This is a genomic window from Algoriphagus vanfongensis DSM 17529 (assembly GCF_000429465.1).
Taxonomy (GTDB): domain Bacteria; phylum Bacteroidota; class Bacteroidia; order Cytophagales; family Cyclobacteriaceae; genus Algoriphagus; species Algoriphagus vanfongensis.
The window spans coordinates 408,102-434,281 of sequence record NZ_AUBX01000010.1 but is presented as its reverse complement, the minus strand read 5'-3'; the positions used below and the strand labels follow the sequence as shown (position 1 = coordinate 434,281).

19 protein-coding genes and 1 tRNA gene are annotated in these 26,180 nt (G+C 43.5%); 12 read left to right on the top strand and 8 right to left on the bottom strand.

Going from position 1 to position 26,180, the window contains the following annotated elements:
• Positions 1–14: 14 nt before the first annotated feature.
• Both G460_RS0107090 and G460_RS0107085 read right to left on the bottom strand, forming a co-directional pair.
• On the bottom strand, positions 15–473 hold the full coding sequence (locus tag G460_RS0107090) for a hypothetical protein (protein ID WP_026954699.1): 459 nt from the start codon (positions 471–473) through the stop codon (positions 15–17).
• Positions 460–1,065, bottom strand: coding sequence for an acyl carrier protein phosphodiesterase (locus G460_RS0107085; protein ID WP_026954698.1), 606 nt, complete (start codon positions 1,063–1,065; stop codon positions 460–462). Before G460_RS0107085 ends, G460_RS0107090 begins: the two co-directional genes overlap by 14 nt.
• Positions 1,066–1,114: 49 nt before the next feature.
• Between G460_RS0107085 and G460_RS0107080 the strand changes: the two genes are divergently transcribed.
• From G460_RS0107080 to G460_RS0107065, 3 genes are all read left to right on the top strand, one after another.
• Complete coding sequence (locus tag G460_RS0107080; protein ID WP_026954697.1) at positions 1,115–3,040, top strand: IGHMBP2 family helicase; 1,926 nt, start codon at positions 1,115–1,117, stop codon at positions 3,038–3,040.
• Between the two features lie 359 nt (positions 3,041–3,399).
• Positions 3,400–4,563: a DUF4221 family protein gene (locus G460_RS0107070; RefSeq protein ID WP_026954696.1), complete on the top strand. Its 1,164-nt coding sequence runs from the start codon at positions 3,400–3,402 to the stop codon at positions 4,561–4,563.
• Positions 4,564–4,720: 157 nt separating this feature from the next.
• Positions 4,721–5,608 carry a hypothetical protein gene (locus tag G460_RS0107065; protein WP_157366882.1) on the top strand — a complete coding sequence of 296 codons (888 nt, stop codon included), beginning with the start codon at positions 4,721–4,723 and terminating at the stop codon, positions 5,606–5,608.
• 124 nt (positions 5,609–5,732) lie between these two features.
• On the opposite strand, the gene G460_RS0107060 is transcribed toward G460_RS0107065, so the two are convergent.
• From G460_RS0107060 to G460_RS0107035, 4 genes are all read right to left on the bottom strand, one after another.
• On the bottom strand, positions 5,733–6,269 hold the full coding sequence (locus tag G460_RS0107060) for a DUF4924 family protein (protein ID WP_026954694.1): 537 nt from the start codon (positions 6,267–6,269) through the stop codon (positions 5,733–5,735).
• Between the two features lie 483 nt (positions 6,270–6,752).
• Positions 6,753–8,231, bottom strand: a complete 1,479-nt coding sequence (locus tag G460_RS0107050; RefSeq protein ID WP_026954693.1) for an efflux transporter outer membrane subunit — start codon at positions 8,229–8,231, stop codon at positions 6,753–6,755.
• Positions 8,228–11,416 (bottom strand): efflux RND transporter permease subunit, encoded by a 3,189-nt coding sequence (locus G460_RS0107045; RefSeq protein WP_026954692.1) that lies wholly within the window; start codon positions 11,414–11,416, stop codon positions 8,228–8,230. Before G460_RS0107045 ends, G460_RS0107050 begins: the two co-directional genes overlap by 4 nt.
• Before the next feature lie 118 nt (positions 11,417–11,534).
• Complete coding sequence (locus G460_RS0107035; RefSeq protein ID WP_026954691.1) at positions 11,535–12,689, bottom strand: efflux RND transporter periplasmic adaptor subunit; 1,155 nt, start codon at positions 12,687–12,689, stop codon at positions 11,535–11,537.
• A 357-nt stretch (positions 12,690–13,046) separates the two neighbouring features.
• Between G460_RS0107035 and lepA the strand changes: the two genes are divergently transcribed.
• The 7 genes from lepA to G460_RS0106995 all read left to right on the top strand — a co-directional run bounded on the left by lepA (position 13,047) and on the right by G460_RS0106995 (position 20,772).
• Entirely contained in the window at positions 13,047–14,840 is a 1,794-nt protein-coding gene (lepA, locus tag G460_RS0107030; protein ID WP_026954690.1) for a translation elongation factor 4, read from the top strand.
• A gap of 191 nt (positions 14,841–15,031) precedes the next feature.
• The gene (locus G460_RS0107025; RefSeq protein WP_026954689.1) at positions 15,032–15,388 is read left to right on the top strand and encodes a four helix bundle protein; all 357 of its coding nucleotides are present in this window, start codon (positions 15,032–15,034) and stop codon (positions 15,386–15,388) included.
• An 81-nt stretch (positions 15,389–15,469) separates the two neighbouring features.
• Complete coding sequence (locus G460_RS0107020) at positions 15,470–16,354, top strand: bifunctional 5,10-methylenetetrahydrofolate dehydrogenase/5,10-methenyltetrahydrofolate cyclohydrolase (protein WP_026954688.1); 885 nt, start codon at positions 15,470–15,472, stop codon at positions 16,352–16,354.
• A gap of 67 nt (positions 16,355–16,421) precedes the next feature.
• Positions 16,422–16,503, top strand: a tRNA-Leu gene (locus G460_RS0107015).
• Positions 16,504–17,005: 502 nt separating this feature from the next.
• Positions 17,006–17,392, top strand: coding sequence for a hypothetical protein (locus G460_RS0107005; protein ID WP_026954687.1), 387 nt, complete (start codon positions 17,006–17,008; stop codon positions 17,390–17,392).
• A 287-nt stretch (positions 17,393–17,679) separates the two neighbouring features.
• On the top strand, positions 17,680–18,219 hold the full coding sequence (locus G460_RS0107000) for a DsrE family protein (protein ID WP_026954686.1): 540 nt from the start codon (positions 17,680–17,682) through the stop codon (positions 18,217–18,219).
• A 39-nt stretch (positions 18,220–18,258) separates the two neighbouring features.
• Positions 18,259–20,772: a hybrid sensor histidine kinase/response regulator gene (locus G460_RS0106995; RefSeq protein ID WP_026954685.1), complete on the top strand. Its 2,514-nt coding sequence runs from the start codon at positions 18,259–18,261 to the stop codon at positions 20,770–20,772.
• A gap of 2 nt (positions 20,773–20,774) precedes the next feature.
• Here the strand turns inward: G460_RS0106995 and G460_RS0106990 are convergent, their stop codons facing one another.
• A complete protein-coding gene (locus G460_RS0106990; protein WP_026954684.1) occupies positions 20,775–22,199 on the bottom strand; it encodes a sigma-54-dependent transcriptional regulator in 1,425 nt (474 codons plus the stop codon).
• 82 nt (positions 22,200–22,281) lie between these two features.
• Positions 22,282–22,596 (bottom strand): hypothetical protein, encoded by a 315-nt coding sequence (locus tag G460_RS21570; protein WP_157366881.1) that lies wholly within the window; start codon positions 22,594–22,596, stop codon positions 22,282–22,284.
• Between the two features lie 341 nt (positions 22,597–22,937).
• Here G460_RS21570 and G460_RS0106980 point away from each other — a divergent pair, with 341 nt between their 5' ends.
• Positions 22,938–24,821: an amidophosphoribosyltransferase gene (locus G460_RS0106980; protein ID WP_026954683.1), complete on the top strand. Its 1,884-nt coding sequence runs from the start codon at positions 22,938–22,940 to the stop codon at positions 24,819–24,821.
• A gap of 108 nt (positions 24,822–24,929) precedes the next feature.
• Complete coding sequence (locus G460_RS0106975) at positions 24,930–25,982, top strand: M42 family metallopeptidase (protein WP_026954682.1); 1,053 nt, start codon at positions 24,930–24,932, stop codon at positions 25,980–25,982.
• Positions 25,983–26,180 lie beyond the last annotated feature (198 nt).

Genomic DNA, 26,180 nt, shown 5'->3' with positions numbered 1-26,180 from the left:
AAAAGCCTGAGCAATCAGGCTTTTTTGCTTTTGATGCGTTGCTTCGGCGCTTTTTTGATCAGATACTTTACCAAATCGCTATAGGCTTCGTGCTCATGATTGGACACAGAGATAGACTGCTGATCTGCAAATGCCACCGTCAATTGTTTAAACTCTTTCTTATTGGCCAATACGACTTCTTCCTCCCAAGCCAAAATATCTGTAACGGGATAGGCTTTATGAAAGCCCCTCAGCGGCATCTTGATGATGATCTGATCCCTGCCAGCTGTGATAAAACGAAATCCTGCCAGCATCTTGACCAAAAGCATCAGCAAAACCAAAGTGATCAGCGTCGCCGCGATCAGATAAAACCAAAATCCAAAACTTCCCTTGTAGGCAAAGTCTCTCAAAATCAGGATTAATCCTGCCAGAAGGGCTACGACGATGATGCCCAGTGAAAAGTAAGTGGACCCTTTGGGTTTAATGACGACCATGTGCCTGTTGTATTTCTTTCAGTTTTAGTCTCGCAAAAGTCTCCAATTCTTCGAAAAAAGCCAGAAAAATCCGGTCAAATTCCGATTCATGGTCTAGCAGAGCCAGGTGAGCCTCTTCCATATGTGAGTCAAATTTGGTTCGGCGGGACATCCCTGTCAGCGTTTGTCGGATTCCTTCTACCTCTGCATAGCCGGCCAACCAGTTGTCCTTTCTCATCCAATGGTACATACCTGCAAAGCGATCTGGGAATATGTCACTGTAAGCATCCAAGATCTCAAAAGTATGATCTATGAAGACTGTTCTTGGAATATCGGAGTAGCGCTTCCAATGTTTGGAAAGAAAGTAATCAAAGAAAATATCCGTAATCACCGAACTGTAGTGCCCAAATTTTGGGCGCAATAAGGTCTGACTTTCCCTGACCAATGCGTGAGAATCTGTGAAATAGTCTATCTCCCGATGCAGTAAAATCCCCAGCATAATCCCGTCTTCGTAGTCATTGATTTGTTTTCCTTTGACAAAATCTGCGATGAAATTGCCGACCAGGATTTTTTCCTGTCCAAAAGAGAGATATGCATGTGCCAAAAAATTCATAAGGGAATACTCGGTTACTTTTGCTTAGTTTCGCCTAAAATACGGATTGATGGACAAAGTCACGGAGGAATTAAAGAAAGGTCTGAAACTTTTGAAGCAGGAGTGGCAGGAGGATTTGGCCCAGTACAAAAAGAAGTTTTTGAATACAGCTCTTCAGGCCCGAAAACAGGAGGGAATCACTTGGTATCCTGTGCAGGTGAAAAAAGTCAAAATAGGCATGGGAGAGCGGCTACTCGTCGAGATAGAAAAGCTGGATCATCATCAGCCCTCTTCCTTTCAGTCCGGCAAGTCCGTTTCTTTTTTTACCAATCAGGAAGGCTATCAATCCACTGATTTTCGTGTCAATGGTGTGATCAATACCGTGAGAAAAGAGAGCATGGTCGTGACGCTGCAATCGGATGAACTGCCGGAGTGGATGGAGGGAAGTAGGCTGGGTGTCGATCTGCTTTTTGATGAGGCGAGCTACCGAGAGATGGAGTATGCGCTTAAGCAGGTGATCAAAGCGGATATTCCCCGTATCAAAGAGTTCAAGGAATTGCTGCTGGGAGAGCAGTCTCCCCAGTTTACCTCCAAATCCAGAGAGGAGAAAAAGCAACTCAACTCCTCGCAAAACCAAGCTTGCCAAAAAATCGCAGAAGCAAAAGATGTAGCAATCATTCACGGACCTCCTGGTACGGGCAAAACTACGACCTTGATCCAGGCCATCTTGGAAGCTGCGGAAGCAAGAAATTCCGTTTTGGTGTGCGCTCCCAGCAATGCAGCTGTCGACCTACTGGTGGAGAAATTATGTGATCAGGGGATCTCTACCTTGCGACTCGGGCATCCAGCCAGAGTGGAAGAGAAAATCCTCAATCAGACCCTGGATGCCAAAACAGCCCAGCACGACAGCTATCGGGATCTGAAAAAACTGAGAAAGGAAATCGACCAGTATCTCAAGCTGGCCAAGCAATACAAACGGAATTTTGGTCCGGAAGAACGGAGACAGCGCAAAATGCTCTTTGATGAAGTAGGGAGGATTCGGGACGCAGCAAGGCAACTGGAAGAGTATATTTCCTATGATATTTTTCAGCAGACCCAAGTCATCGCCTGTACGCTGGTAGGGGCCTCTTCTGTCCAGCTCAAAGGGATGGTGTTCGATGTGGTATTTATTGATGAGGCTGCTCAGGGATTGGAGGCTGCTACGTGGATTCCTATCCTCAAAGCTAAGAAGGTGGTTTTTGCAGGGGATCATCTCCAACTCCCACCGACGATCAAGTCTTTCGAAGCCAGTCGAGAAGGGCTAGCAGAGACCTTGATGGAAAAAGTCATTCGAAGAAAACCGGAATCAGCAGTGCTGCTGAAAACCCAGTATCGAATGAATAGGCAAATCATGGGCTTTTCCAATGCCTATTTTTATAATGGAGAGCTACAGGCCGCACCCAATACAGTGAATCATTGGTTTGAGGATGAGCCTATTTTGGAGTGGATCGATACAGCCGGAGCTGGCTACATAGATCGTCAGGAAGAAGACAGCCTGAGTACATTCAATCCCGAGGAAGCTGCTTTTGCCTGTCGCTATTTGGAGGATTTAGTCAAGCGAATCGGCGTGGGGAAATTCAAGGAAAACAAATGGAGTATTGGATTGATTGCGCCTTATTCTGCCCAAGTGCGATACTTGAGAAACCTGATTTTTGAATCTTTTGATTATCCCAATTTGAAAGCTTTTGCAGAGCTGATCACGATCGATACGGTGGATGGTTTCCAAGGGCAGGAACGTGATCTGCTGTTGATTTCCCTGACCCGATCCAATGACCGGGGAGAAATCGGCTTTTTGGCGGATGAGAGAAGGATGAATGTGGCATTGACCCGTGCCAAGCGAAAGCTGGTGCTGATCGGAGACAGCAGCACCTTGGCCAGCAATCCCTTTTTCGATTCCATTCTTGGGTATTTTGAAGAAAATGGAGGGTATCGAAGTGTGTGGGAGTTTATGGAATAATTTTTCAGTATGAAAATCAAGTAGTTATAAATTTGTGTTTAGTGGGGCTCGATTTGATTTTGAAAAGAAAAAAAGCAGGCATTAAATTAAAATGTTATTTAGGCTTAAAACCTTGAAAAATCCATTTTTGGATTGTTTGCATGTTCTTTGGGGCTTGGAGTTAGTATTGGAACCCCTCAAGAAGTTGAGGCTGAACCATTTGGAAATCAAGGGCATTGGGTTCCTTTAGCAAATGGTGGGGCAGAATGTATGACGCATTGGTGGCTTAATCAATGTAAGGTTGGGGACATTGAAGAGCCGGGAGACCAATAACCAATAAAGATGTGGTACTATTTCAAATAGTACCACTTTCTTCTTATATGAAAGAATTTAGATTTTTATTCCTTTGGCTGTTGATTTTGGTATCATGTAATCATTCCGATACCGTTGACTTTATGGATTGTAATATTGATTTACAAGATATTAAACCATCCATTGAAGTTGATTTAAATATCAATTCCCCTTCAAATTTTGGTGGAGGTATGACTGCTTCATATATTTTTCAGGATACACTTGGATATTTTTTACCTACAAAACCAAAAAATAAAGTTTTTATAGTTGATTTAAAGAACCGAGAGTTTATTGATGAAATTGAACTTGATCCCAATTTTATTACCTATCCATCGGGAATTCAAGTTGTATCCTCTGATAGTATTTTTGTAAGCGATTTCCAGTTTCCAATTATCTATTTAATGAATCAGGAAGGTGAAATTTTAGATTCGTTCAATCTATATAGGGAAGACCTTTGGAAAATGCCAAAAGAAGGGTTTGCTAACTTTGGTTTATATTTTGGTTTTGGATTGACTTTCAAGTATTTATCTGAAAAAAATAGCTTTTTGATTCCTTTGAAACAATTGGATCAATGGTATTTTATCGATGAAAAGAAAGATTTTCCTGCTATTGCCGAATATGATTTGTCTACCAAAGAATTTAAAAATCAATTCGGAAAGTATGAAGGGGTATATGCATCTGAAGAAAATGCCCTTTTGCCTTTCTATTTAAGTCATCCTATTGTCGAAGAAGTAAATGGAATAGTGATCTTAAGTTTTTCAATGGATCCCAATCTATATGTCTATAATCTGAATGGAGAGTTTTTGGAAAAAAAATGTGCTACCATTTCCGAATTTCAATTAGGAGCACCCTTGGAATACAATATGGATGATTATGATTCGGAGGGAATTAGAACGTTTAATAATCGAAATTCATATTATGGTAATTTCTTCTATGTGAAAGAACAAGAAAAGTTCGTTCGAATATTTTTAGAATGTAATCCTGATTCTGAAGGTAATTGTGTTTCCAAAAAGGTCTATGTAATGGTTTTTGATAAAGAGCTAAATCTGATTGAAGTAAATTCATTGTCAGAAACCTTTTCAAAAGACTTTTTTACCTATCAAATTGGGTTTGGTGACGGTTTTATTTCCAAAATTTCATCACTTGAAAGTGATGATGAGTTTTCTTTAAATCATTATTATTCAATTGATTAGGATGGTAGGTTTGTTTAGGCTTAAGCTTCTTTTACTCTTTATTTTTATTTGGAACTTTTCATTTGCCCAAAAGTCAGATTCGGTTCGACAGATAGCTCCAAATGATCAGAATCTGTTTTATGGAAATGAGAATGTGAATTTGGTAAGATTGTTCTGGATGGGGGGAAATAAAATGGTTGGTTTGAGGTATCAAGAAAGCCGACCTAAGGATTTGGTCTTAATGAACGAAAATCGATTGATCATTGATAGCTTAAGTATCAATGAGTTGTTTTTGGAAGATTATAGATTTGAATCCGGGAGGTTTATTTCTTTAATAAATTTGTTTCAGATAGGGGAAAATGATTTAGCAATCCTTCATGGTTTTGGGACGACCAAGGCTAAAATTAGTAATGGAGTATTTGAGGTTTTAGAAAAAAAAGTTCGATTGGGTAAACCAGATATTCCGCCAAAATACTTTGATGGCTATGATTTTTTTCATTTAGAAAACCTGACATTAGGTTTTAAAGTCAACAGGAAGAGGTGGATTAAATCTGCAGATTTTTGGGTTTACAATTGGGAAACTGGAAAATTTGCAGAATACAAGGATTCAGAATTTGAAGAGGAAAGTAATAATACCTATTGGAACACAAGTAAAAGCCCAGAAACTTTTAGTACCCTAACCCAATTTGCCTATAATGTCACGAAAACAAGGTATGGTCTTTTGTTTAATCTTCCTTTGAAGAATAGGTTTGTGATTTATGATTCCGAAAAATCCACCATGCAGGGATACCAATTTCCTGAACTTGAAAATAAAAGAGAGGCTAGATTTGTGTTTTATGATTGGAATTGGGACCGTTACTTTTCAGCTTTAGACACAGGCAAAGAATATAGAATTTATTCAATTGATAAAGGTCTAAAGAATTATCATCTCATAGCTACTTCTGAAAATCAACCTATTGAATTTAATGATGGGAAGGTTTATTTCAGGGATGTTATAATCAAAAAGGGTAGAAAAGAATATTATGTGGATCACTATTTGGGTGATCTATATCCCGAGATCAGATGATTATAATTAGTCTTTTTTCCTTCCTTCTGATTTTCCAGAAAGCTTAAAAACCAAATAACCAATACCGATCACAAAGTAAAGCGCAACGATGCCGACTATGATATAGATTCCGGTAGTACTCAAGCTAGTTTCTAGATATCATTTCCTGCTGATAGACCAGATTGAGTAGGCTCAGTACTTCACCAAAGGCTTCAGCGGTTTTCAGTTGCTCGTCAGACACTTTTTTGCCCAGAAGGCGACAGAGCAGTAGTCCATAGACGCCATTGAGACAGATCTGAATCTCATTTCCTAGATCCTGCCCGGCTGCATCCAGTACAGCCTGCACGATATGCGGCTTGGCTTTTTGATAGCTTTCAAAGTAAGTCTTGTCGGATTTGAGAAGCTGCCAATGGATTTTTGAAAGTTCATCGACTAGCTTTTGAGTTTCTTCCAGATGCCCATTTTCCATGATTTTTTCCTGCTTCATTCGCTGGATCAGACCTTCAAACCAGGATGTGATTTCAGATTTTTCCTGTTCTTCTACCGGATAGTGGGCGACTACATATTGTTTGATTTCTTCGAGATTTCCCTGATAGGAGCGAATCAAATCCTCCATCTGATAAAGATAAAGGATGTACTCGGCGATGTTTTGGGATTTCTTTTTGGCAGCGATTGACTTCATAGAGGGTTGATTTCTCAAGGGCAAATCTATTAAATCGAACAAACTCTGCCAATTCCTCCTTTTTCAAATGGGATTTGAAATGGATTGCACATCCTAGGATATACGTTCGCGATTGCAAATCACGAACAGCTCAACCTCCCACTTCCAACATCCCGCATCCAACTTCCAGCCCCACCTATTTTTCCAATTTTACAATCTTTCAATTTTCCAATTGACCACTTCCAAACTTCCTGCTTCCAAACAGCCAACACCTTTCTTCCAGCTCCAACCTAGATTTGAAATGGATTGCAAATCCTAGGATATACGTTCGCGATTGCAAATCACGAACAGCTCAACCTCCCACTACCAAACACCCCACATCCAACTTCCAGTCCACACCTAATTTTCCAATTTTCCAATCTTTCAATTTCCAATTGGCCTACTGACCACTGAGACTGATCACTTCAAAACATCCTGCATCCAACCTCCAAACCTCCCGCATCATCAGTCCTCCAATTCTACCTCTCTCCATCCACCTCCCAGACTTCTGTAAAGCTCGATCTTTGCCAAGGCAAGTTGCATGCGAAGCTGAACCACTTCGAGTTGGTTTTGCAGGGCATCCTCCTGAGCATTGATGATTTCCAGGTAGTTGGCATAGCCACTTTCAAATAACAAAAAGGCATTGGTCATCCCCTTGGTGGTGGTTCTCATTCGGGTCTGGGCGATTTCATACTCTTCCTGCAGTTTTTCCATATTGACCAGTGCATCTGATACTTCGGTGACGGCGAGATTGACTTTTTCTTTGAAATCCAATTCGGCAATTTCCCGCTGTTTGATAGCGATGCGATGATTCGTTTTGAGTTTTCTGTTTTGGAAAATCGGCTGGAAAAGCGCTCCATTTAGCATCGCAAAACCAGAACCTAGCGGATCAAACAGAGTGCTGAACTGCATAGAGTTCAATCCCGTGGCTGCACTGATTGTCAAGGAAGGATACTTCATGGCATGCGCTATGCCGACTTTAGCATTGCTGGCTACTAGATTGTATTCAGACGCCAGGACATCCGGACGGTTTTGGATCAGTTCCAGCGGCACTCCCGTGCTGAAGGTGTCCCCCAATGCCAAATCTTCCAAGACACCACTTAGGGCGATCGCTCCGGGTGTTTTCCCCAATAGACTGTTGAGACGATTTTCCTGTAGCGTATATTCCTTTTCGAGTTGAGGTATCAATGCCTTGGCACGCAGCATCTGTGACTCCGTCTGCTGGATGGCCAGGGCGGTATTTTCCCCTGCATCGTACTGAAGCTTGACGACTTTGAGTGTATTTTCACTTAGCGCAAAGTTTCTCTTTGCCACCGTGAGCTGGGATCGGAGCATGAGCATATTGTAGTAGGTGCTCGCTATTTCCGATACGATGGCTGTTTTCAGTGCCTTTTGAAACTCCTGAGTCTGCATGTATTTAGCCAGGGCGGCATCTTTTTGCCATCTCAGCTTACCCCAGATGTCGATTTCCCAACTTGTCTGTAGGGATACCGCATAGGCCAGATTTTCTGTGTAGAGTGTCGTCGGCACATTCTCTCCATGATTTCGTCTGGATCGGTTGGAGCCATAATTATTGTAGTTTTCAGAATAGTATTCTCTTCTGAAAGAGGCTGGATTGGAACCCAGACTGGGGAGAAAATTGGCTTTGGATTGGAGAAAGCTCTCATTTGAGATCTCTATCTGCTTTGCGGCTTTTTGCAAATCAAAATTGTGATCCAACGCCTCTTCGATCAGGGCATTCAGAGTGGAATCTTTGAAAAACTCAGACCAAGAGATAGAGCCCAGCTCTTTTTCTCCCACAAACAAACTGTCCTGAAGTTTTTCTCCTCCATAGAATTCTCCCGGAACTTGCGTGTCAGGACGGGTGTAGCTTTCCCCGACTTTGCAGCTGGTAGCCAAAGCCAAAATCACTACTAAAAAGGATAGAGGTTTGATTAATCTCATGATTTTTGGGATTCGGTGGAGGTACTTAATGCAAATCGATCTTGAAGGTCTTGGAATACATAGGCGAGCACAGGGATGAAAATCAATCCGAGGGAAATTCCGAAAATCATCCCTCCGGCGGTACCTATACTCACTGATTTAGTCCCTTCAGCGGAGGAGCCTACTGAGAACATCAGCGGCACCAAACCTGCCGTAAAGGCGAATGAGGTCATCATAATCGGTCGGAGTCGCTGCTGACAGGCTTGCAAGACAGCGTCTAAGATGGCAAGACCTGCTCTTCTTTTTTGAGCGACAAACTCCACGATCAGAATGGCATTTTTGGCCAGTAAGCCTATCAGCATGATCAGACCCACCTGCACGTAGATATTGTTGTCGATTCCGACTAGGTTGATCGAAACGAAAATCCCCAAAATACCTGCAGGAAGCGAGAGGATGACGGCCATGGGCAGCCAAAAACTCTCGTACTGAGCAGCCAGAATAAAGTAGGTCAGAATGATACTGATGATAAAGATGATCGTGGTATCGGAACCTGATTTTTTCTCTTCCAAACTCATCCCTGTCCACTCAAAACCTAAGTTGGCCGGCAGCTTTTGTTCGCTGAGTTCCTCGATCACATTCATAACATCTCCGGTACTATAGCCTTTGGCGGGTGTGATATTGATCCGTGCGGCATTGTAGAGATTGTACCGGAAAACTGTCTCCGGTCCAAACGTGTCCTCTAATCGGACAAAAGACGTCAGAGGCACCATTTCGCCTTTGTTGTTTTTGACCATGATGGAATTGATCGCTTCAGGAGTCTCTCGATATTCGATGTCCGACTGCATATAGACCATGTATTGTCTTGTAAACCGATTGAAGTCACCGACTCTGGTCCGTCCAAAATTGGACTGGATGGTAAACATCATGTCTTTGACAGAGACTCCGAGGGCTTTTGCCTTTTCGTAGTCTATTTCGATTTTATACTGAGGGAAATTGGTGTTGTAGGACGTAAAGGCCTTTTCGATCGCATCTTGTCGAGAAAGCTCTGCGATGAACTCATTTATCAAAACCCCGAACTCGGCCAGATCTCCGTCCGAATAATCCTGTAGCACGATCTGAACCCCATCGAAATTCCCAAAGCCCTGAATAGTAGGTCGCGGATACATGTTGATTTTGGCTTCATTGAGAACATTGAGTTTTTCGGTCAAATGCTTCACCACATCGCCTATGTCGGATACTTCACCGCGATCCTGGATTTTCTTGAGTTTGATATAGCCCAGACCGGTTGAGGCACTTTCTGAATCATCCACAATATTGTATCCCGACACGGTATTGACACTTGCTACTGCAGGCTCCATGTGTAGAATAGAATCTGCTTCTCTGAGGAGTTGGTTGGTTCGATTGAGGGAAGAGCCCTCAGGCATAGTCAGGGAGAAAATCAAGAAATTGTCATCCTCCGTAGGGATAAAGCCTTTGGGAGTCGTGGATGCTAAGAAATACGTGAAACCACAGACTAAAGCCAAGGCTCCGATAGACCACCATTTTCTTCCAATTGCCCATCTGACAGCCCGAATGTATTGAGCGGTAAAGCGATCAAAGAACTGATCAAATTTCTTCAAAGAATTGGCCTGGAAAGTTTGAAACTTATGGACTGGCTTGGAGTTTTTGATCCTTGTCCAAAGGGTTCGTTTTTCTGTATTGGGGTCTTTCTTCTTTTTCCCCAAAATCAAAGCACTCAGTACCGGCACGAGAGTTAAAGCATTGATCGCCGAGATCAATACTGCGAAAATGATCGTAAAGGCGAATTCCTTGTAAAACACACCTACCGGTCCGTCCAGGAATCCAGCAGGAAGGAATACTGCAGCAATCACAATCGTAATGGAAATGATAGCGCCAGTGATTTCTGATAAAGCAGTGTTGACAGCTTCCATGATGGTAAGACCCTGCTCGTGCATTTTTTCATAAATCGCCTCGATCACCACGATGGCATCATCGACCACAATCCCAATAGCCAGCACGATGGAAAACATACTAAGTACGTTCATCGTGGCCCCGATCATCTGGAGGAAAAAGAAGGTCCCCACCAAGGAAACCGGGATGGAAATGGCGGTGATGATGGTGGCTCGAAAATCTTGAAGGAAGATAAATACCACCAAGAAAACGAGGATAAATGCTTCTATCAGTGTTTTTTGCACATGGTGCATCGACTCATCGATCTGATCTCGCACACTGTAGGAGATGTTGTACTTCATGCCCTCTGGGAATGCCTTTGCTTGCTCTTCCATGATCTCGCGGACAGCTTTGTCGATTTCTACGGCATTGGCTCCCTGCTGCTGGACGATGTCGATCGTCACGGCAGATCTTCCATCGAGTTTGTTTTCACTCGCATAGTTGGAGGCCCCAAATTCGAGACGAGCCACATCTTTCAGTTTGAGTTGCGCTCCGTCCTCTTCGGTTTTGATGACTAGGTTTTCGTATTCTTCCGGTTCGCTGAATCGACCATTGTGCTTCAAGACAATTTCAAAAACTTCTTCCGAGTTTTCTCCAAATCTCCCCGGAGCAGCCTCGAAACTTTGATCCCGAACTTCAGTGTAAACTTCCCTTGGAGTGAGTCCATATAGTGCTAGCTTCTCAGGATTGAGCCAGATTCGCATCGCATAATCTCTGGATCTCAGGATAGATGCTTCCGCAATACCCCCGACACGCTTCAGCTCCCGACGGATTTTCATCCGGGTGTATGCATTTAGGAAAGTTTCGTCATAGGTACCGTTTTCGCTGTAGATATTGATGGTCATCAGGGAGCCCTTGAGTCGCTTGAGTACGACAATCCCTGCTTCTCGCACTTCAGCAGGAATTTGCTCCATGACCTTGGATATTCTGTTTTGGATCTCTACTGCAGCCACATTGGGATCTGTGCCCGGCTCAAAATAGACAGTGGATCGTCCCCGACCAGAGTTGGTGGCGGTAGAGTTGACATAGCTCATGTTTTCGGCACCATTGATTGCTTCTTCCAGAGGGAGAAGTACGGAGTTGGCTACTGTCTCTGCATTGGCACCTGGATAGTACACCTGAACACTCACGCTGGGAGGGGCGATTTCCGGAAAACGCTCCACGGGGAGAACTCCCATACTGGCCGCACCGGCCAAAACCAGGAGAATGGAAATGACCAAGGCTAAAACCGGCCTTTTGATGATGTCTTTTAACATTTGAATTTAGTTTTCTTCAATAAAAGCTTTCAGGAAAACCATGGGAGTTCCTATCCTCCTTGTTGGGAGGTGCAGTTCTTGGTTTTTTTGGGTTGAAAGGAAGCTGGTGGCTTGAGGTCTAGTTCTGAGAAAGAAGCTGACCTTGCTCGGTTGGTTTGATTTTTACACCTTCTGAGATTTTCTCCAGTCCTGCTGTGACGATTCTGTCATCTGATTTCAGGCTTTCTCCCGAAACAATAAACTGGTCTCCAGTCCGGCCTTCGATGATGATTTCTCTCCTTTCGGCGGTATTGTCCGGCTGGAGTACAAATACAAAACGCTTATCCTGAATCGTAGTCGTAGCACTTTGAGGAATCAAAATGGCATTTGGATAGATCTGCTCCATGAGGATTTTTCCCGTATTACCTGTTCTCAGAAGTGTGTCTGGATTATCGAAATGTGCCCTCAAAGTGATCGAACCGGTAGATCGATTGATCTGTCCCGAGCTGGCATCGACTGTTCCTACTTTGTCATAGACGCTTCCATCGGCCAGTACCAGTTTGACATCCGGGTTGATTCTCTTGGAAGTGGAGTCTTTTTTCATCCGCTCGTAGTAGAGGTAGTCAGACTCACTCATTGAAAAGTAAACATAGATCTCATGGACATTGGATAGGATGGTCAGCGGTTCATCGTCTGTCTTTTTGACAAGGTTTCCGATGGATTTGGGAATCCTACCCATCAGGCCGTCCACAGGAGCTTTGATGGTGGTAAAGTTGAGACTGATTCTCATATTGGCTGCCTCAGACTCGGCTTTGGCAAGGGAAGACTTGGCTACTTCATAGTCGGCCAAGGTGGTTTCCATCCGAACTTCTGAGATTACCTCATTTTCTATAAGAGGGCGAAGTCTGTCGATTTCGGTTTGAGCCTTACGAAGTTTTGCCTTTTCCAATTCCACATTGGCTTGGGCATTTTTGAGGTTCTCCATGTAAGGCTGGCTGTTGATCTTAAAAAGAGGCTGGCCTTTTTTGACATATTGGCCTTCATCCACGTAGATTTCTTCCAGCACTCCGTCCACCTGAGGTCGTATCTGTACGTTTTCGACTCCTTCAATAGAGCCTAGGTATTTGTACTCCAGTGCCGCAGATTCCTTTTTGAGGGTCAGAACGGGAAGCGGAATCCCTTCCTCTTCTACAACTTCCTCTTGGCATCCCACCAATCCATACCCCATCAGTGCGAGAGTGAGTAGTCGGAAGGATCCTTTTTTCAGCTGGTCTAGTAAATTTATCTTTCTCATGAGCTTGGTTATGATCGTTCGGGGATTTCCGAACGTACGTGTTAGGAGAAATAATCGTACCACCCGCCAGATTGGGTAAAATTGGTCCTTTTGCAATCGATTTCAGTTAAATGATCCTAAATAGTGAGGTAAAAAGTACTGATGCTGTGAGGATTACTGTGGAGAAATTCCCCAGTTTTTAGGGGTGGATTTTCACAGTCTTGGGAGAAAGTGGGGAATTGGAAGGGGGAACGTCTATAGTTCTCTTGTATTTGAAAGGCTTCCGTTTTGGTAGCTATCTGTATAAATTTTACAGTTTCAGGAAAGCAATTAAAAATCACAGGGAAAAGTCTAATTTTTACTACTTTTGCGCCACGAATGCTTATGAAAAACATTAGAAATTTCTGTATCATCGCCCATATTGATCATGGGAAGAGTACACTGGCGGATAGATTGCTGCAGGAGACCCAGACGGTCGCAGACCGGGACATGCAGGATCAGTTGTTGGACAATATGGACCTGGAGCGGGAGCGTGGTATCACGATCAAATCCCACGCAATCCAGATGCGCTATGCTCATGAAGGTCAGGACTATACGCTCAATTTGATTGATACTCCGGGACACGTCGATTTTTCCTATGAAGTATCCCGATCTATCGCTGCCTGTGAGGGAGCTTTGCTGATCGTAGATGCCTCTCAAGGGATAGAAGCTCAGACGATTTCCAATTTATATTTGGCTTTGGGACATGATCTGGAGATCATTCCAGTTCTCAATAAAATCGACTTGCCTGGAGCTGACCCTGAGTCGGTAGCGGATGAAGTGATTGATTTGATCGGTTGCGATCGGGAGGATATTATTTTGGCTTCCGGCAAAACAGGCATTGGAATAGACGATATTTTGAAAGCCGTCGTGACCAGAATCCCAGCTCCGACAGGTGATCCTGAAGCACCACTTCAGGCGATGATTTTTGATTCTGTTTACAACCCATTCCGTGGTGTGGAGGTGATTTTCCGGATTTTCAACGGAACCTTCAGCAAGGGCGATAAAATCAAATTCGTCAACACGGGTAGAGAATATGAAGCCGATGAGATCGGTATCTTGGGCCTCAATCAAATTCCCCAACAGACCATGTCTGCCGGGAATGTGGGCTATTTGATTTCTGGGGTGAAAGTCGCCAAAGAGATCAAAGTAGGGGATACCATCACCCATATCAAAAGACCTTGTGAGAAAGCGATTCAAGGTTTTGAAAATGTGAAACCAATGGTGTTTGCGGGGATTTATCCGGTAGATACCACGGACTACGAGGAGCTGAGAGCTTCCATGGAAAAGCTGCAATTGAATGATGCTTCTTTGGTATGGGAGCCAGAGACCTCTGCTGCTTTGGGCTTCGGCTTCCGTTGCGGATTCTTGGGAATGCTGCACATGGAGATCATTCAGGAGCGTTTGGAGCGGGAGTTTGACATGACGGTGATCACGACAGTGCCATCCGTGCAGTTCAAAGCGCTCATGACCAGTGATACCTATCAGGTCATCAATGCTCCTTCGGATATGCCTGAGCCTACCAAGATGAAGCATATTGAAGAGCCTTATGTCAAAGCTTCCATCATCACTGCTGCCGAATATGTAGGTGCGGTGATCACCCTTTGTATGGAGAAGCGAGGTCAAATCAAAAATCAGGTTTATCTGACAGCAGATCGGGTGGAACTGACCTTCGACATGCCTTTGGCAGAGATCGTATTTGACTTCTTTGATAAACTAAAAACCATATCCAGAGGATACGCCTCGTTGGATTATGAACTGATCGGATACCAGGTGTCGCACATGGTAAGACTGGATGTGATGCTGAATGGCGAGCCAGTGGATGCGCTTTCAGCGGTAGTTCACAGAGATAAAGCTTATGAATGGGGCAAGAGACTTTGTGAGAAACTGAAAGAATTGGTGCCACGTCAGATGTTTGAAATCGCGATTCAAGCGGCGATCGGACAAAAAATCATCGCCAGAGAAACTGTAAAAGCTTTGCGTAAAAACGTACTGGCGAAGTGTTATGGTGGTGATATCTCCCGTAAGCGAAAACTCCTAGAAAAGCAGAAAAAAGGCAAGAAACGTATGAGACAAGTTGGCAACGTCGAAGTACCTCAGGAGGCGTTTATGGCGGTGTTGAAGTTGGACTAATTCGGTCACAAAATCTTCATCTTTGGTGTTCGTCAACTTAAAGAACGATTTACGAAATACGAAGTACGAGGCTGAATTGATCCTCATATTTTATTGACAAATCATACATATTTGATTTTGAAATAAAGTCGGGGGAAATTGAGGAGCAAGAATGAAACATTGAGGTATATTCTGGTACTAATATTTATCCAATGAGCCAAGAATTGAAAGATCGGACAAAGAAATTTGCAATTGATGTCTGGTTTCTTTGCTCAAAATTACCTCAAACAAGAGAGTTTAATAACTATGTGAATCAGCTTCTCCGATGCTCTAGTTCAGTCGCTGCCAATTACCGGGCGGCTATGAGAGCAAAGTCAGATTTTATTTATAAACTAAAAATTGTAGAAGAAGAGGCGGATGAAAGTTTGTTCTTTCTTGAAATGCTTGAGAAAATCTGCTCCAAGCCGGAATTAGAACCAGAATTAACTAGGCTGATAAGTAAGTCAAATGAACTAGTTGCGATCATTGTTGCAAGTTTAAAAACAGCTAGATCAAGAATTAAGGGTTGATGCTTTGAATTTGCCCGTATTTCGTACTTCTCATTTCGTATTTAAGGCCTCTAAACTGAAAATCAAAAATTAAAAATAAGCATGGCTACATTAATTGATGGAAAATTAACCTCGTCTCAAATTAAATCCGAAATAGCTGCTCGCGTAGCGGAAATCAAAACCGAAGGAGGGAAGATTCCTCATTTGGCGGCGATATTGGTAGGGGATGACGGAGCCAGCCAGACTTATGTCAATGCCAAAGTGAAGGCATGTGGCGAGTGTGGTTTTGAATCTACTTTAGTCAGACTGGAAGAGACCATTTCCGAAGAGGAGCTGCTGAAAGTCGTAGCCGATATCAATGAAAATCATGAAATCGATGGATTGATCGTGCAGCTTCCTTTGCCAAAGCATATTTCTGTGGAGAAAGTGACGAATAAAATCAAGCCTGAGAAAGATGTGGATGGCTTTACTCCAGCAAACGTAGGAAGAATGGCTCTCAATTGGCCAGCTTATGTGGCAGCTACTCCTTATGGCATCGTAGAATTGCTGAAGAGATATGAGATCGAAACTTCCGGTAAGCACTGTGTCGTGATCGGTAGAAGTCATATCGTAGGTAGCCCGATGAGTATTCTGATGGCAAGAAATGACTATCCCGGCAATGCTACTGTGACCTTGACTCACAGTCGAACAAAAAACTTGGCTGAGATAGCTCAAACTGCTGATATTTTGATCGTGGCGCTTGGAAAGCCTCATTTTGTGACTGCGGATATGGTCAAGCCTGGTGCCGTGGTGATCGATGTGGGAATCCATAGAATCGAAGATGCTAGCAAGAAATCCGGTTTTAGACTGGTGGGAGATGTGAAGTTTGATGAGGTGGCGGAGAAAGCTTCAGCTATCACGCCTGTACCTGGTGGAGTAGGTCCGATGACGATTGCTTCCCTGCTTTACAACACACTGCTAGCTGCAGAGAAAAAAGTTTACAAATAAGGTCAAAAAGCCTGAAAAAGGGTTTGCTTGGAAAGGATTGGATTTCTACTTTTGCAGACCCTATCCCGCGCACGTGGTGAAACTGGTAGACACGCCATCTTGAGGGGGTGGTGCCTTCGGGTGTGGAAGTTCGAATCTTCTCGTGCGCACAAAGAAGCTCTGAAGCAATTCAGGGCTTTTTTTGTTTTTTATTTCACACAATTTTCACAGAAAAAGTCACAGATCCGTGCGGATTTGTTGAGTTATCCTGCTTCTTCAGAAGCAGGATTGAGTATCCCATTTCCATTGTTATTGGCAAGAACAAGGGCGAGTTTGGGAAAACTGGCTCCCTTGAGTGTTTTCATTCAGGTAAAGACTTTGAATGAAAATCCCTATGTTCAGCCATTCTAGAAGCAGAATTTAATAAATACCTCTCTATTCGTGAGACACGAATACAGGCTGAGTAAAAGTTGCAGGTTCACAAAGATTTTTTGAGTTTTCCAATAACTTCAAAAGTGAAAGTGAATTTCATTTTTTTATCATTAGTAGAGATAAGAATGTTGGTGAAAAGCAAATATGCTTCCTTTGGTCTTGTGAGCAGGTGATTTACTAAATATGATCAAAATTCACTTAGTGGACTTACGGGTTAAAAAGAAACTTGTATTTTAAAGTATGGAATTAAAAGAATTCATTAAACAGTCATTAACTCAAATTGCTCAAGGAGTTAAAGAATCTCAAGAAGATTTATTAGAAGTTGGAGCTATAGTGGTTCCAGATAAAACTTATAAAAATGCTGATTCATTTTTCATTAAAACTGATTCAATTGGTAGGCAAGAGGTTACTGAGATTAATTTTAAAATTGGGGTGACAATAAATGAAAGCAGCGAAAGTAAAGGAGGTATTGGTGTAATGTCTGGATTTTTGAATATAGGAGGAAGTATTGAGTCAGGGAATTCAAATCAAAATGTGAATACAATTGAATTTACAATACCTATGGTGCTTCCTTCTGTCGATGTTATTGAATTACAAAGGAAGAAAAGGTTTGATTCAAGTAAATAAGAAAAAAACTTGCGTTTTCGAAATCTAAATAGACTGAATAATTCAATTCAAACACATTGTTCAGCTTATCTAGAAGCAGAATTTTATGAAAATCTCTCCATTCGTGATGATACTAAATCGGGTTAAAAGGAAATATTAGCAAAAGTGAGGACATGAATGTGGGCTAGCAAGGGGAGCTAGAATCAATTCAAGAGTTTCTTTACTCCACAGAATATTAGCTCCTTTTATGCCAATGGCAGATTCTTTACCTTAATTTTCCCTACATTTTACCCTCAATTTCTTCAGCTATGAAAAAAATCCTATTCGCCTGTTTCTCTTTTTTACTCATTAGTTCATCGGCACTTCTGGCCCAGACAGCTCAGTATCCCATCGTCAAAGGACATGGGGGAATCTACGAGATCCCGGAAGCGACTGAGCGGCCAGATCCGACCAAGGAGTACAAGATCCTAGTGGATATGACTACGGGTCCGGATAATCCTGCCGCAGTCAGCAGGTGGGTGGACAATGTCGCCAGAATGATGAATCTTCATGGCTTGGCTGGGGTTCCGCAGGACAGACTTCATGTGAAAGTGGTGATCCACGGCGGAGCGATTTTTACCTTGCTTCAAGATGAAGAATACCAAAAAAGGCATCAAACAGCCAATCCGAATTTGGAAGTTTACGAAGCTTTGAAAGCTGCTGGGGCTGAGTTTTATGTCTGTGGGCAGTCCATGATTGCCAGAAATTTGGAAAAATCCGATCTTTGGTCCGGGGTAGAGATAGCCCACTCAGCTTTGACTACGATCACGACCTACGTTCCTCAAGGATATGTTCTGCTGAAGTTTTAAGGAATGGAATAGTTATTGGGGAATTTGGGAGCATCTGCTATGAAAAAACGCTCTCCCAATACCATCGCTGCCGGAAAAGTCGTTCTTGGATTTTTCTTTGCCTCCATCTTCCTGATCGGGGTGGCTGGCTTGACCTATTATACTCTCAACCGACTACTGGAAACGATGGAGCAGCTTTCTGCTCCCAATAAGAAACTGGACACTTTGCACAGTCTGCAGGCTGAAATCATCCAGATTTCGCAGATTGACAGGTTTGGGCCTGATGGAGACTTCCGGATTCAGGACTCGACGATGCGTTTTTTGAAAAGTGGATTGACCGAACTCGAATCTCTGGCAGATGATGAGGAAGAGTTGGCGGAGATTCAGCAGGTTCGTAGCAATCTTGACTCTTTGAAAGAAGGCTATGAAAACCTCTACGAAGTCAAAAGCAATCTGGCCAATAGGAATTTTTCCAGAGAAGCCTTACAAAAAGTAGAGTTGGGTATTCGCCGGAGGTCTGAAATCCTCGAAAATCAACCCCTTCAGGACATCAATACAAGAGATGTCATCATCAATGACCTGCGACAGCAGTCTACAGTTAAGCCTCCTGCCACTCGTCAGGAAACCAGTTCGCAGGTTGCCAAAGCTCCTGAATTGGATAAGTTGATTGGTTTTTTGCAGCAGAATTCCTCCAATACCGGAAATCGGGGAGTGGGGATCCTAGATAGTATCCTTTATAATATTCGTGGGGTGATCAATCAGATCTACCGGGAAGAGCGAAGACAGCGTGAAAATCTGGCTCAGCTGGAGACAGATCTCTCCATCAAACAAAGTGAGGTGATCTCTACGATTCAGGATTTGCTGAGTTTGCTGCAAAAGCGAATCTTGGAAAATTCCCAAGAACACAATCAGCAAGCCTATGGCTTGGCTTACGATGTGACCTTTTTCTTGGTTGTGGTGGTCTTATTGGCAGTCTTGGGGTCTGGATTTATGGTGTATTCGATCTTGAAAGAAATCAAACTCAATCGCCAGTATCAGGAAAATCTGGAAGTTTCCAGACAAAAATCTGAGCAACTGGCCAGGTCGAAGCAGGAGTTTTTGGCCAACATGAGCCATGAAATCAGGAATCCGCTGCATGTGATCCAAGGCTATACATCAGTCATGGAAAAGACAGATCTTGATGATAGACAAAAATCCCAGTTGAAAATGATTGGGTTTGCTTCGGAGACGTTGATGGAAATCGTCGATGAAGTATTGGATTTTTCCAAACTGGAAGCTGGAAAGCTCAAGCTGGAGACGGAGGCATTTGACCCGGAGCAACTCTTTGGTTCCCTTCGGGAATTTTTCGATTTGAAAGCCCAAGAAAAATCCCTCGATTTCAAATGGCGCCTCAATCTGCCGGACTCCAAATGGCTGGTCGGAGATCAGCTCCGCATCAAGCAAATTGTCAATAATTTATTGAGCAATGCCTTTAAGTTTACTTCCCATGGCTGGATAGAAGTGCGGGTAGACTGGGTAAATAATACCCTTTCTGTGGAAGTAGAGGACAGTGGAATCGGTATGAGTGAGGAGGTTTTGTCCAAAGTGTTTCGGGAGTTTGACCAGGCGGATACCTCTATATCCAGGAAATATGGAGGAACTGGGCTTGGTTTGGCGATCGTGCAGAGGCTGGTGCAGCTGATGGGAGGAAATATCATTGCGCAAAGCGAAGAAGGAAAAGGTTCTTCGATGAAGGTGATCCTGCCGATGGAAAGCGTAGCTGCTAAGGAAACTCAGTCTCTTTATAATCAGCAGTTTGTGCTCAATTTGAGCGGGAAGAAAATTCTATTGGTAGACGATGATCCGATTGGGATTCAGTACTTGTCTCAGATTCTCAATTACTTTGGGGCTGAGACAATGCTATATAATGGAGGAGTGGCTTTCAGAGATCAGTTTGACGGCAAAGAGCCTTTTGATTTGGCTATTTTGGATATTCAGATGCCCGAGTTTTCAGGCTTTGACGTGATCGCCAAACTGCAATCTCATCCAGAATACCACGGACAGCCTGTTTTGGCAATGACAGCCAATGTTTTCGTAGAAGAAAAAGAGAAAATGTCTGCTCGTGGGTTCAGTGATATTTTGTTCAAGCCATTCCAGGAAATGTCGCTTGTGGCGATTTTGGGTAGATTTTTCCCAGAATGTGTGGAGGAAATTCAGAGTGAAACCGAAACTGTCGAGTCCGTACAGACAGATTCCTTTGACCTTCGGGATCTCAATCGGTTTTGCATGGGAGATGAAGCTCTTCTCAAGGATATCCTGCACGATCTGATTCAGGAAACCAATAAGAATATTCAGCAACTTCAGAAAGCGAGATTGAATGAGCGCTACGAGGTGATTTTGGAAATTTGCCATCAACTCGGAAGCAGGCTGGGACAGATCAAAGCTGAATCAGGGGATTTGGCGAGGAAAATAGAGAATAGTCTCAAGCTAGGAAACAAAAAAGGAATCGGGGGACAGGTGCTTATTCTGGAGCAAAAAATACAGGAGCTTTTGACCGAACTCTCCGAGTTTATCGAATCAAAAACTCCTGCTTAGGCTTAATTTAAGCCGTATTTTTCCATTTTGCTGTAGAGCGTTTTCCTATCCATTTTGAGGATTCGGGCGGTTTTGGACTTGTTAAATTTGGTGTCCTGCAATACCTGCTGAATCAGTTCTTTCTCTTGCTCTACCCACTGACTTTTATAATCACGCGGAGAGGGCAACTCTTGGGAAGTATTGGGTGATGTGGTACTTGGGCTGGCCACACTTCGATGAGTGGTAAATGCCAGCTCGGGATCGTGCAAGTCACTCGGTAAGGCTTCTTTTTCTACCAGTGGACCATTGGTCAGCAAGACAGCACGTTTGATGATGTTCTTGAGTTCGCGGAGATTGCCCGGCCAGTCATAGCCTAAGAATACTTCCCAAACCTCAGATGTAAAGCCTTTCACAGTCTTGTTGAGTCGGCTGTTGCTTTCTTCCAAAAACTGCTCTGCAAAGACCTCTAGGTCATCTTTTCTTCTTCGAAGCGGAATCGCATGCAGGGTGAATTCATTTAATCTGTGATAAAGATCTTCTCGGAAATGTCCTTCTCCAGCCTGCTGAAGCAGATTTTCATTAGTCGCTGCAATGATCCTGACATCGATTTTGATTTCTTTATTTCCCCCGATTTTTCGGATGGTTCTCTCTTGGATAGCCCGCAGCAGTTGGATTTGAACTTCATAACTCAAGTTTCCGACTTCGTCCAAAAAGATCGTGCCCCCATTGGCAGCTTCAAAGTGCCCTGTTTTGTTTTCTAGCGCACCTGTAAAAGCACCTTTGACGTGACCAAATAGCTCACTTCCAGCGAGATCCTTGGGTAAGGCCCCGCAGTCAATGGCGATGAATGGGCCGTTTTTCCGTTCAGAATTCTCGTGTATTCTTCTGGAAATAAACTCCTTACCGGTACCGGTTTCCCCCAAAACCAACACGCTGAGATCAGTCGGAGCGACGAGATGAATGTGTTTTTCGAGTTTGTCTGCTTCTTGAGACTGCCCTACGACATAGGGTGAGTTGGACTCTGGAGCTGATTTGGTAGCCATCGTTGCCGGTTTCTCGATGGGAGATTCCAGAGTAGGGACTTCTGGCTTGGAAGAAAGTGATTCTTTAACCGTGGCGAGGAGTTCGTCTGGATTGATCGGCTTGGTGATGTACTCAAAAGCTCCCAGTTTCATCGCCTTGATGGCGATTCTGATATCAGAGTAGTGGGTGATCAGAATGACCTGGGTCTGAGGAAATTCATTCTTGGACCACTGGAGCAGTTCCATGCCAGTACCATCGGGAAGTCTAAAGTCGGCGATGATCAGATCAAATTTTCCTGATACCAAGAGTTGCTGTGCTTCTTTGACTTTGGTGGTGGTTTCGAGTTGAAATCCGTTTTTCTCCAAAAATGTCTTGACGATCCTGGAATAGGTCAGGTCATCTTCTACCAATAATATCTTTTTCATAGGATTAAATTCTAAGACCAAGTCAAACAAAAAAAGCACCAGACAATTTGCTGGTGCTTTTAAATTTAAAACTCAGAAAGGATTATTCCTTGATTTCATTCCCGTCTTGGTCATATTTTTTTGCTAGTTTCTCTTCGGTACCGTCATCGAAGACTACCTTGAACTGGAAGGTGCCATCTGGCAAAGTCATTTGCCAAGCTTCTGCGATGGTCAGGCTTTTGACAGCTTCATCATTGGCGATGGTAGTCTTTACCGGATCAGGCAGAGCGTCTGGCTCGATTTTTACTTTCCCTTCTTGGATCTCCACAGCAGTGGGAGCAGGGATGGTTTGAAGTTGTGGAGTGGCCAAAGCGACTCCTGAAACAAACATTGCGGCAATTAACATTGACTTTTTCATGGTTTTGTTGGTTTTTAAAATTGTGGTTAGATAGTTATGTAGTTAGGGTCCGGACCCATTCACCTAGATTGCTCTTGGCTGATAGATTTAATGCTAATCGTATGCCAAGTGCCCAAACGAACCGGAAAGGGCTTTTTATCACCTAAAACTTGTGGAGAAGGTGGGGAATCGCTGGTCAGAGTGATCCAAAAAAATCTTAAAAAGGAGAATTTTGAACGGGGAACTTGCTTAAAATCAAAAATGAATCGGATGTTAAGTAAATCTGAACTTTTTAAAACCAAATTATCTTCTAAAAACCTGTAACTTTGAACTGTCAAATAAAATAAACGCACACCCAGGAAATGAGCGACGCGATCAAACACGAATGCGGGATTGCAATGATCAGACTGCGCAAGTCCCCCCAATATTACATTGACAAGTACGGGACTGCAGGCTATGCAGCAAACAGGATGTATGTCCTGATGCAAAAACAAATCAATAGAGGTCAAGACGGAGCAGGCGTCGCCAATGTCAAAATCGACACCCATCCGGGTACGAGGTACATTTCCAGGTACCGGTCGATTGAGCCTTCGGCAGTCAATTTCATTTTTGACAAAATCAACAAGAAATATAAAAAGGCGAAAAAACTGGGTGGCCATGATGCACTGACTGATGCGGCTTGGCTCAAGGAAAATATCGCTTTTACCGGGGAAGTATGGTTGGGACATCTTCGCTATGGTACCCATGGCGAAAACAGCATCGAAACCTGTCACCCTTTCCTTAAGCAAAATAACTGGAGAAGTAGAAATCTGGTCATGGCGGGCAACTTCAACATGACCAATGTTGAGGAGTTATTCGGTAAGTTGGTAGAGCTAGGACAGCACCCTAAAGAAAAAACCGATACCGTCACCGTGATGGAAAAAATCGGACACTTCCTGGATGAAGAGAATCAGCGCATTTTTGACAAATACAAGCATCAATACTCCAATGAGCAGATCACACATGTGATCGAAAACGAGCTGGATGTAGCCAGAATCCTAAGAAGATCCTGTCGGGATTTTGATGGAGGCTATGCGATGGCCGGATTGATAGGCAATGGTTCTTCCTTTGTCGTGCGGGATCCTTCAGGAATCCGCCCTGCTTATTATTATGCAGACGACGAGGTGATCGTGGTGGCTTCCGAAAAGCCTGCGATCAAGTCCGCTTTCAACATTGATTTCAATGCAATTCAGGAGATCAAGCCAGGTCATGCTTTGGTTATCAATAAGGACGGTTCCTATGCAGAATCTGAGATCATGCCTGCCAGAGCCAAGACATCTTGTTCCTTCGAGCGAATTTATTTCTCCAGAGGGACAGATCCTGCTATCTATCAGGAGCGTAAAAATCTGGGAAAAGCTTTGATTCCGCAGATTCTCAAAGCCATTGATTTTGATTTGAAGAATACAGTTTTCTCCTACATTCCAAATACTGCCGAGACTGCGTTTTTGGGAATGATAGAAGGGCTGGAAGAATATCTTGTAGCCAAGAGAAAAGAAGTATTCATAGAGGGAAAACCTCATATGGGAGATTTGGAAGAGTTGTTGAATTTCCGCCCAAGGGTAGAAAAACTCGTTTCCAAAGATGTGAAGTTGAGAACCTTCATCACTAATGATGATGAAAGGGATGTGATGGTCTCCTCTGTCTATGATACTACTTATGAGGTGATCAAGCCGGGCGTGGATACGCTGGTAGTCATCGATGACAGTATTGTGAGAGGGACGACTTTGGAGAAAAGTATCCTGACCACCCTCGACAAATTGTATCCGAAGCGAATCATCATCGTATCCTCAGCGCCGCAGATTAGATTCCCGGATTGCTATGGGATAGATATGTCGCGAATGAAGGAATTTATAGCTTTCCGTGCAGCCTTGGCGCTTTTGAAAGATAGAGGATTGGAAAATGTACTGGATGAAACCTACGATGCCTGCATCGCCAGTCCATCAGGACCGGATAACTTTGTGAAGCGTGTCTATGAAAACTTCACCGATGATGAGATTTCTGAAAAAATCTCCGAAATCGTCACCAACCCTGAAATCAAGGCAGAAGTGAAGGTGATCTATCAGACTGTCAATAACCTGCATAAATGTACTCCTGATCATATCGGTGACTGGTATTTCACAGGAGACTATCCTACCACCGGAGGTACTCGCGTGGTCAACCGATCTTTTGCCAACTTTATGGAAGGAAAAACTGTACGAGCATATTAATCATTGAAATAATACTTAAAAGGCGCAGAGAATTCTTTGCGCCTTTTCTGTTTCCGGACATCGCAAAGCCGGAAGGAAAATATATCTTAGAAATTCAAAAAGGGAATTATGAATATTGACGTAGCACTTTTAAAGCAAATATGTGAAATAGCCGGAGCACCGGGATTTGAAAAACGAGTTCGTGATCTGGTTGTTGATTTGGTGACGCCACTAGCCGATGAGGTCAAGACCGATAATCTGGGCAATGTAATCGCGATTAAGCGTGGCAAAAACAATCCCGATGGCAAAAGAGTCATGGTGGCCGCACACATGGATGAGATTGGTTTTATCGTCACCCATGTCGATGACAATGGTTTTCTTCGCTTCCATACCTTAGGAGGTTTTGATCCGAAGACCTTGACTGCCCAGCGGGTGATTGTTCATGGGAAAAAGGATCTGGTCGGAGTGATGGGGTCCAAACCTATTCACGTCATGAGTCCCGAGGAAAGAAATAAGCTGCCAAAAACCACCGATTTTTTCATCGATTTGGGGATGAGCAAGGAGGAAGTAGAAAAGTATATCTCCGTGGGTGATCCTGTGACGCGTGACCGAGAACTCATCGAAATGGGCGATTGCGTCAATTGCAAATCCATCGATAACCGAGTCGCAGTTTTTATCCTGATTGAGGCTTTGAAGCAATTGGACAATCCTCCTTACGATGTCTATGCGACCTTTACCGTTCAGGAGGAAGTAGGGCTTCGGGGTGCCAACGTGGCCGCTCACAGTATCAACCCGGATTTCGGGATTGCCTTGGATACGACGATTGCATTTGACGTGCCGGGAGCTCAGGCGCATGAAAAAGTGACTCAGCTTGGCAAAGGAACAGCCATTAAAATCATGGACGCCATGACTATTTGTGACTATCGCATGGTGGATTTTATGAAGCAAACTGCCGATCAGAAAGAGATAACCTGGCAGCCTGAGATCCTGACAGCAGGAGGAACAGATACGGCTGGTGTGCAGCGGATGGGCAAACAGGGAGCGATTGCGGGAGCGATTTCCATCCCGACCCGTCACCTGCATCAGGTGATTGAGATGGCACACAAAAAGGATATTGCTGACTCCATTTCACTTCTAGTGGCCTGCTTGGAGGGAGTAGATCAATATGATTGGAAGCATTGAGTTTGTTCGTTGCAGGAGATTTAGAGATTAGGAGAAACGAGATTGGATATTTAAGACAGAAGCTTGAAGATAGGAGAGACAAATCCCTCTTCGAAGGGGGAGGTCTTTTGAATAGAGATTTTCAGCAATGGGAAAGCTTTTTATAAACCTTTGAGGTTTCGCAAACCTCGAAGGTTTTATTTTTTCTTACCTCAGCGA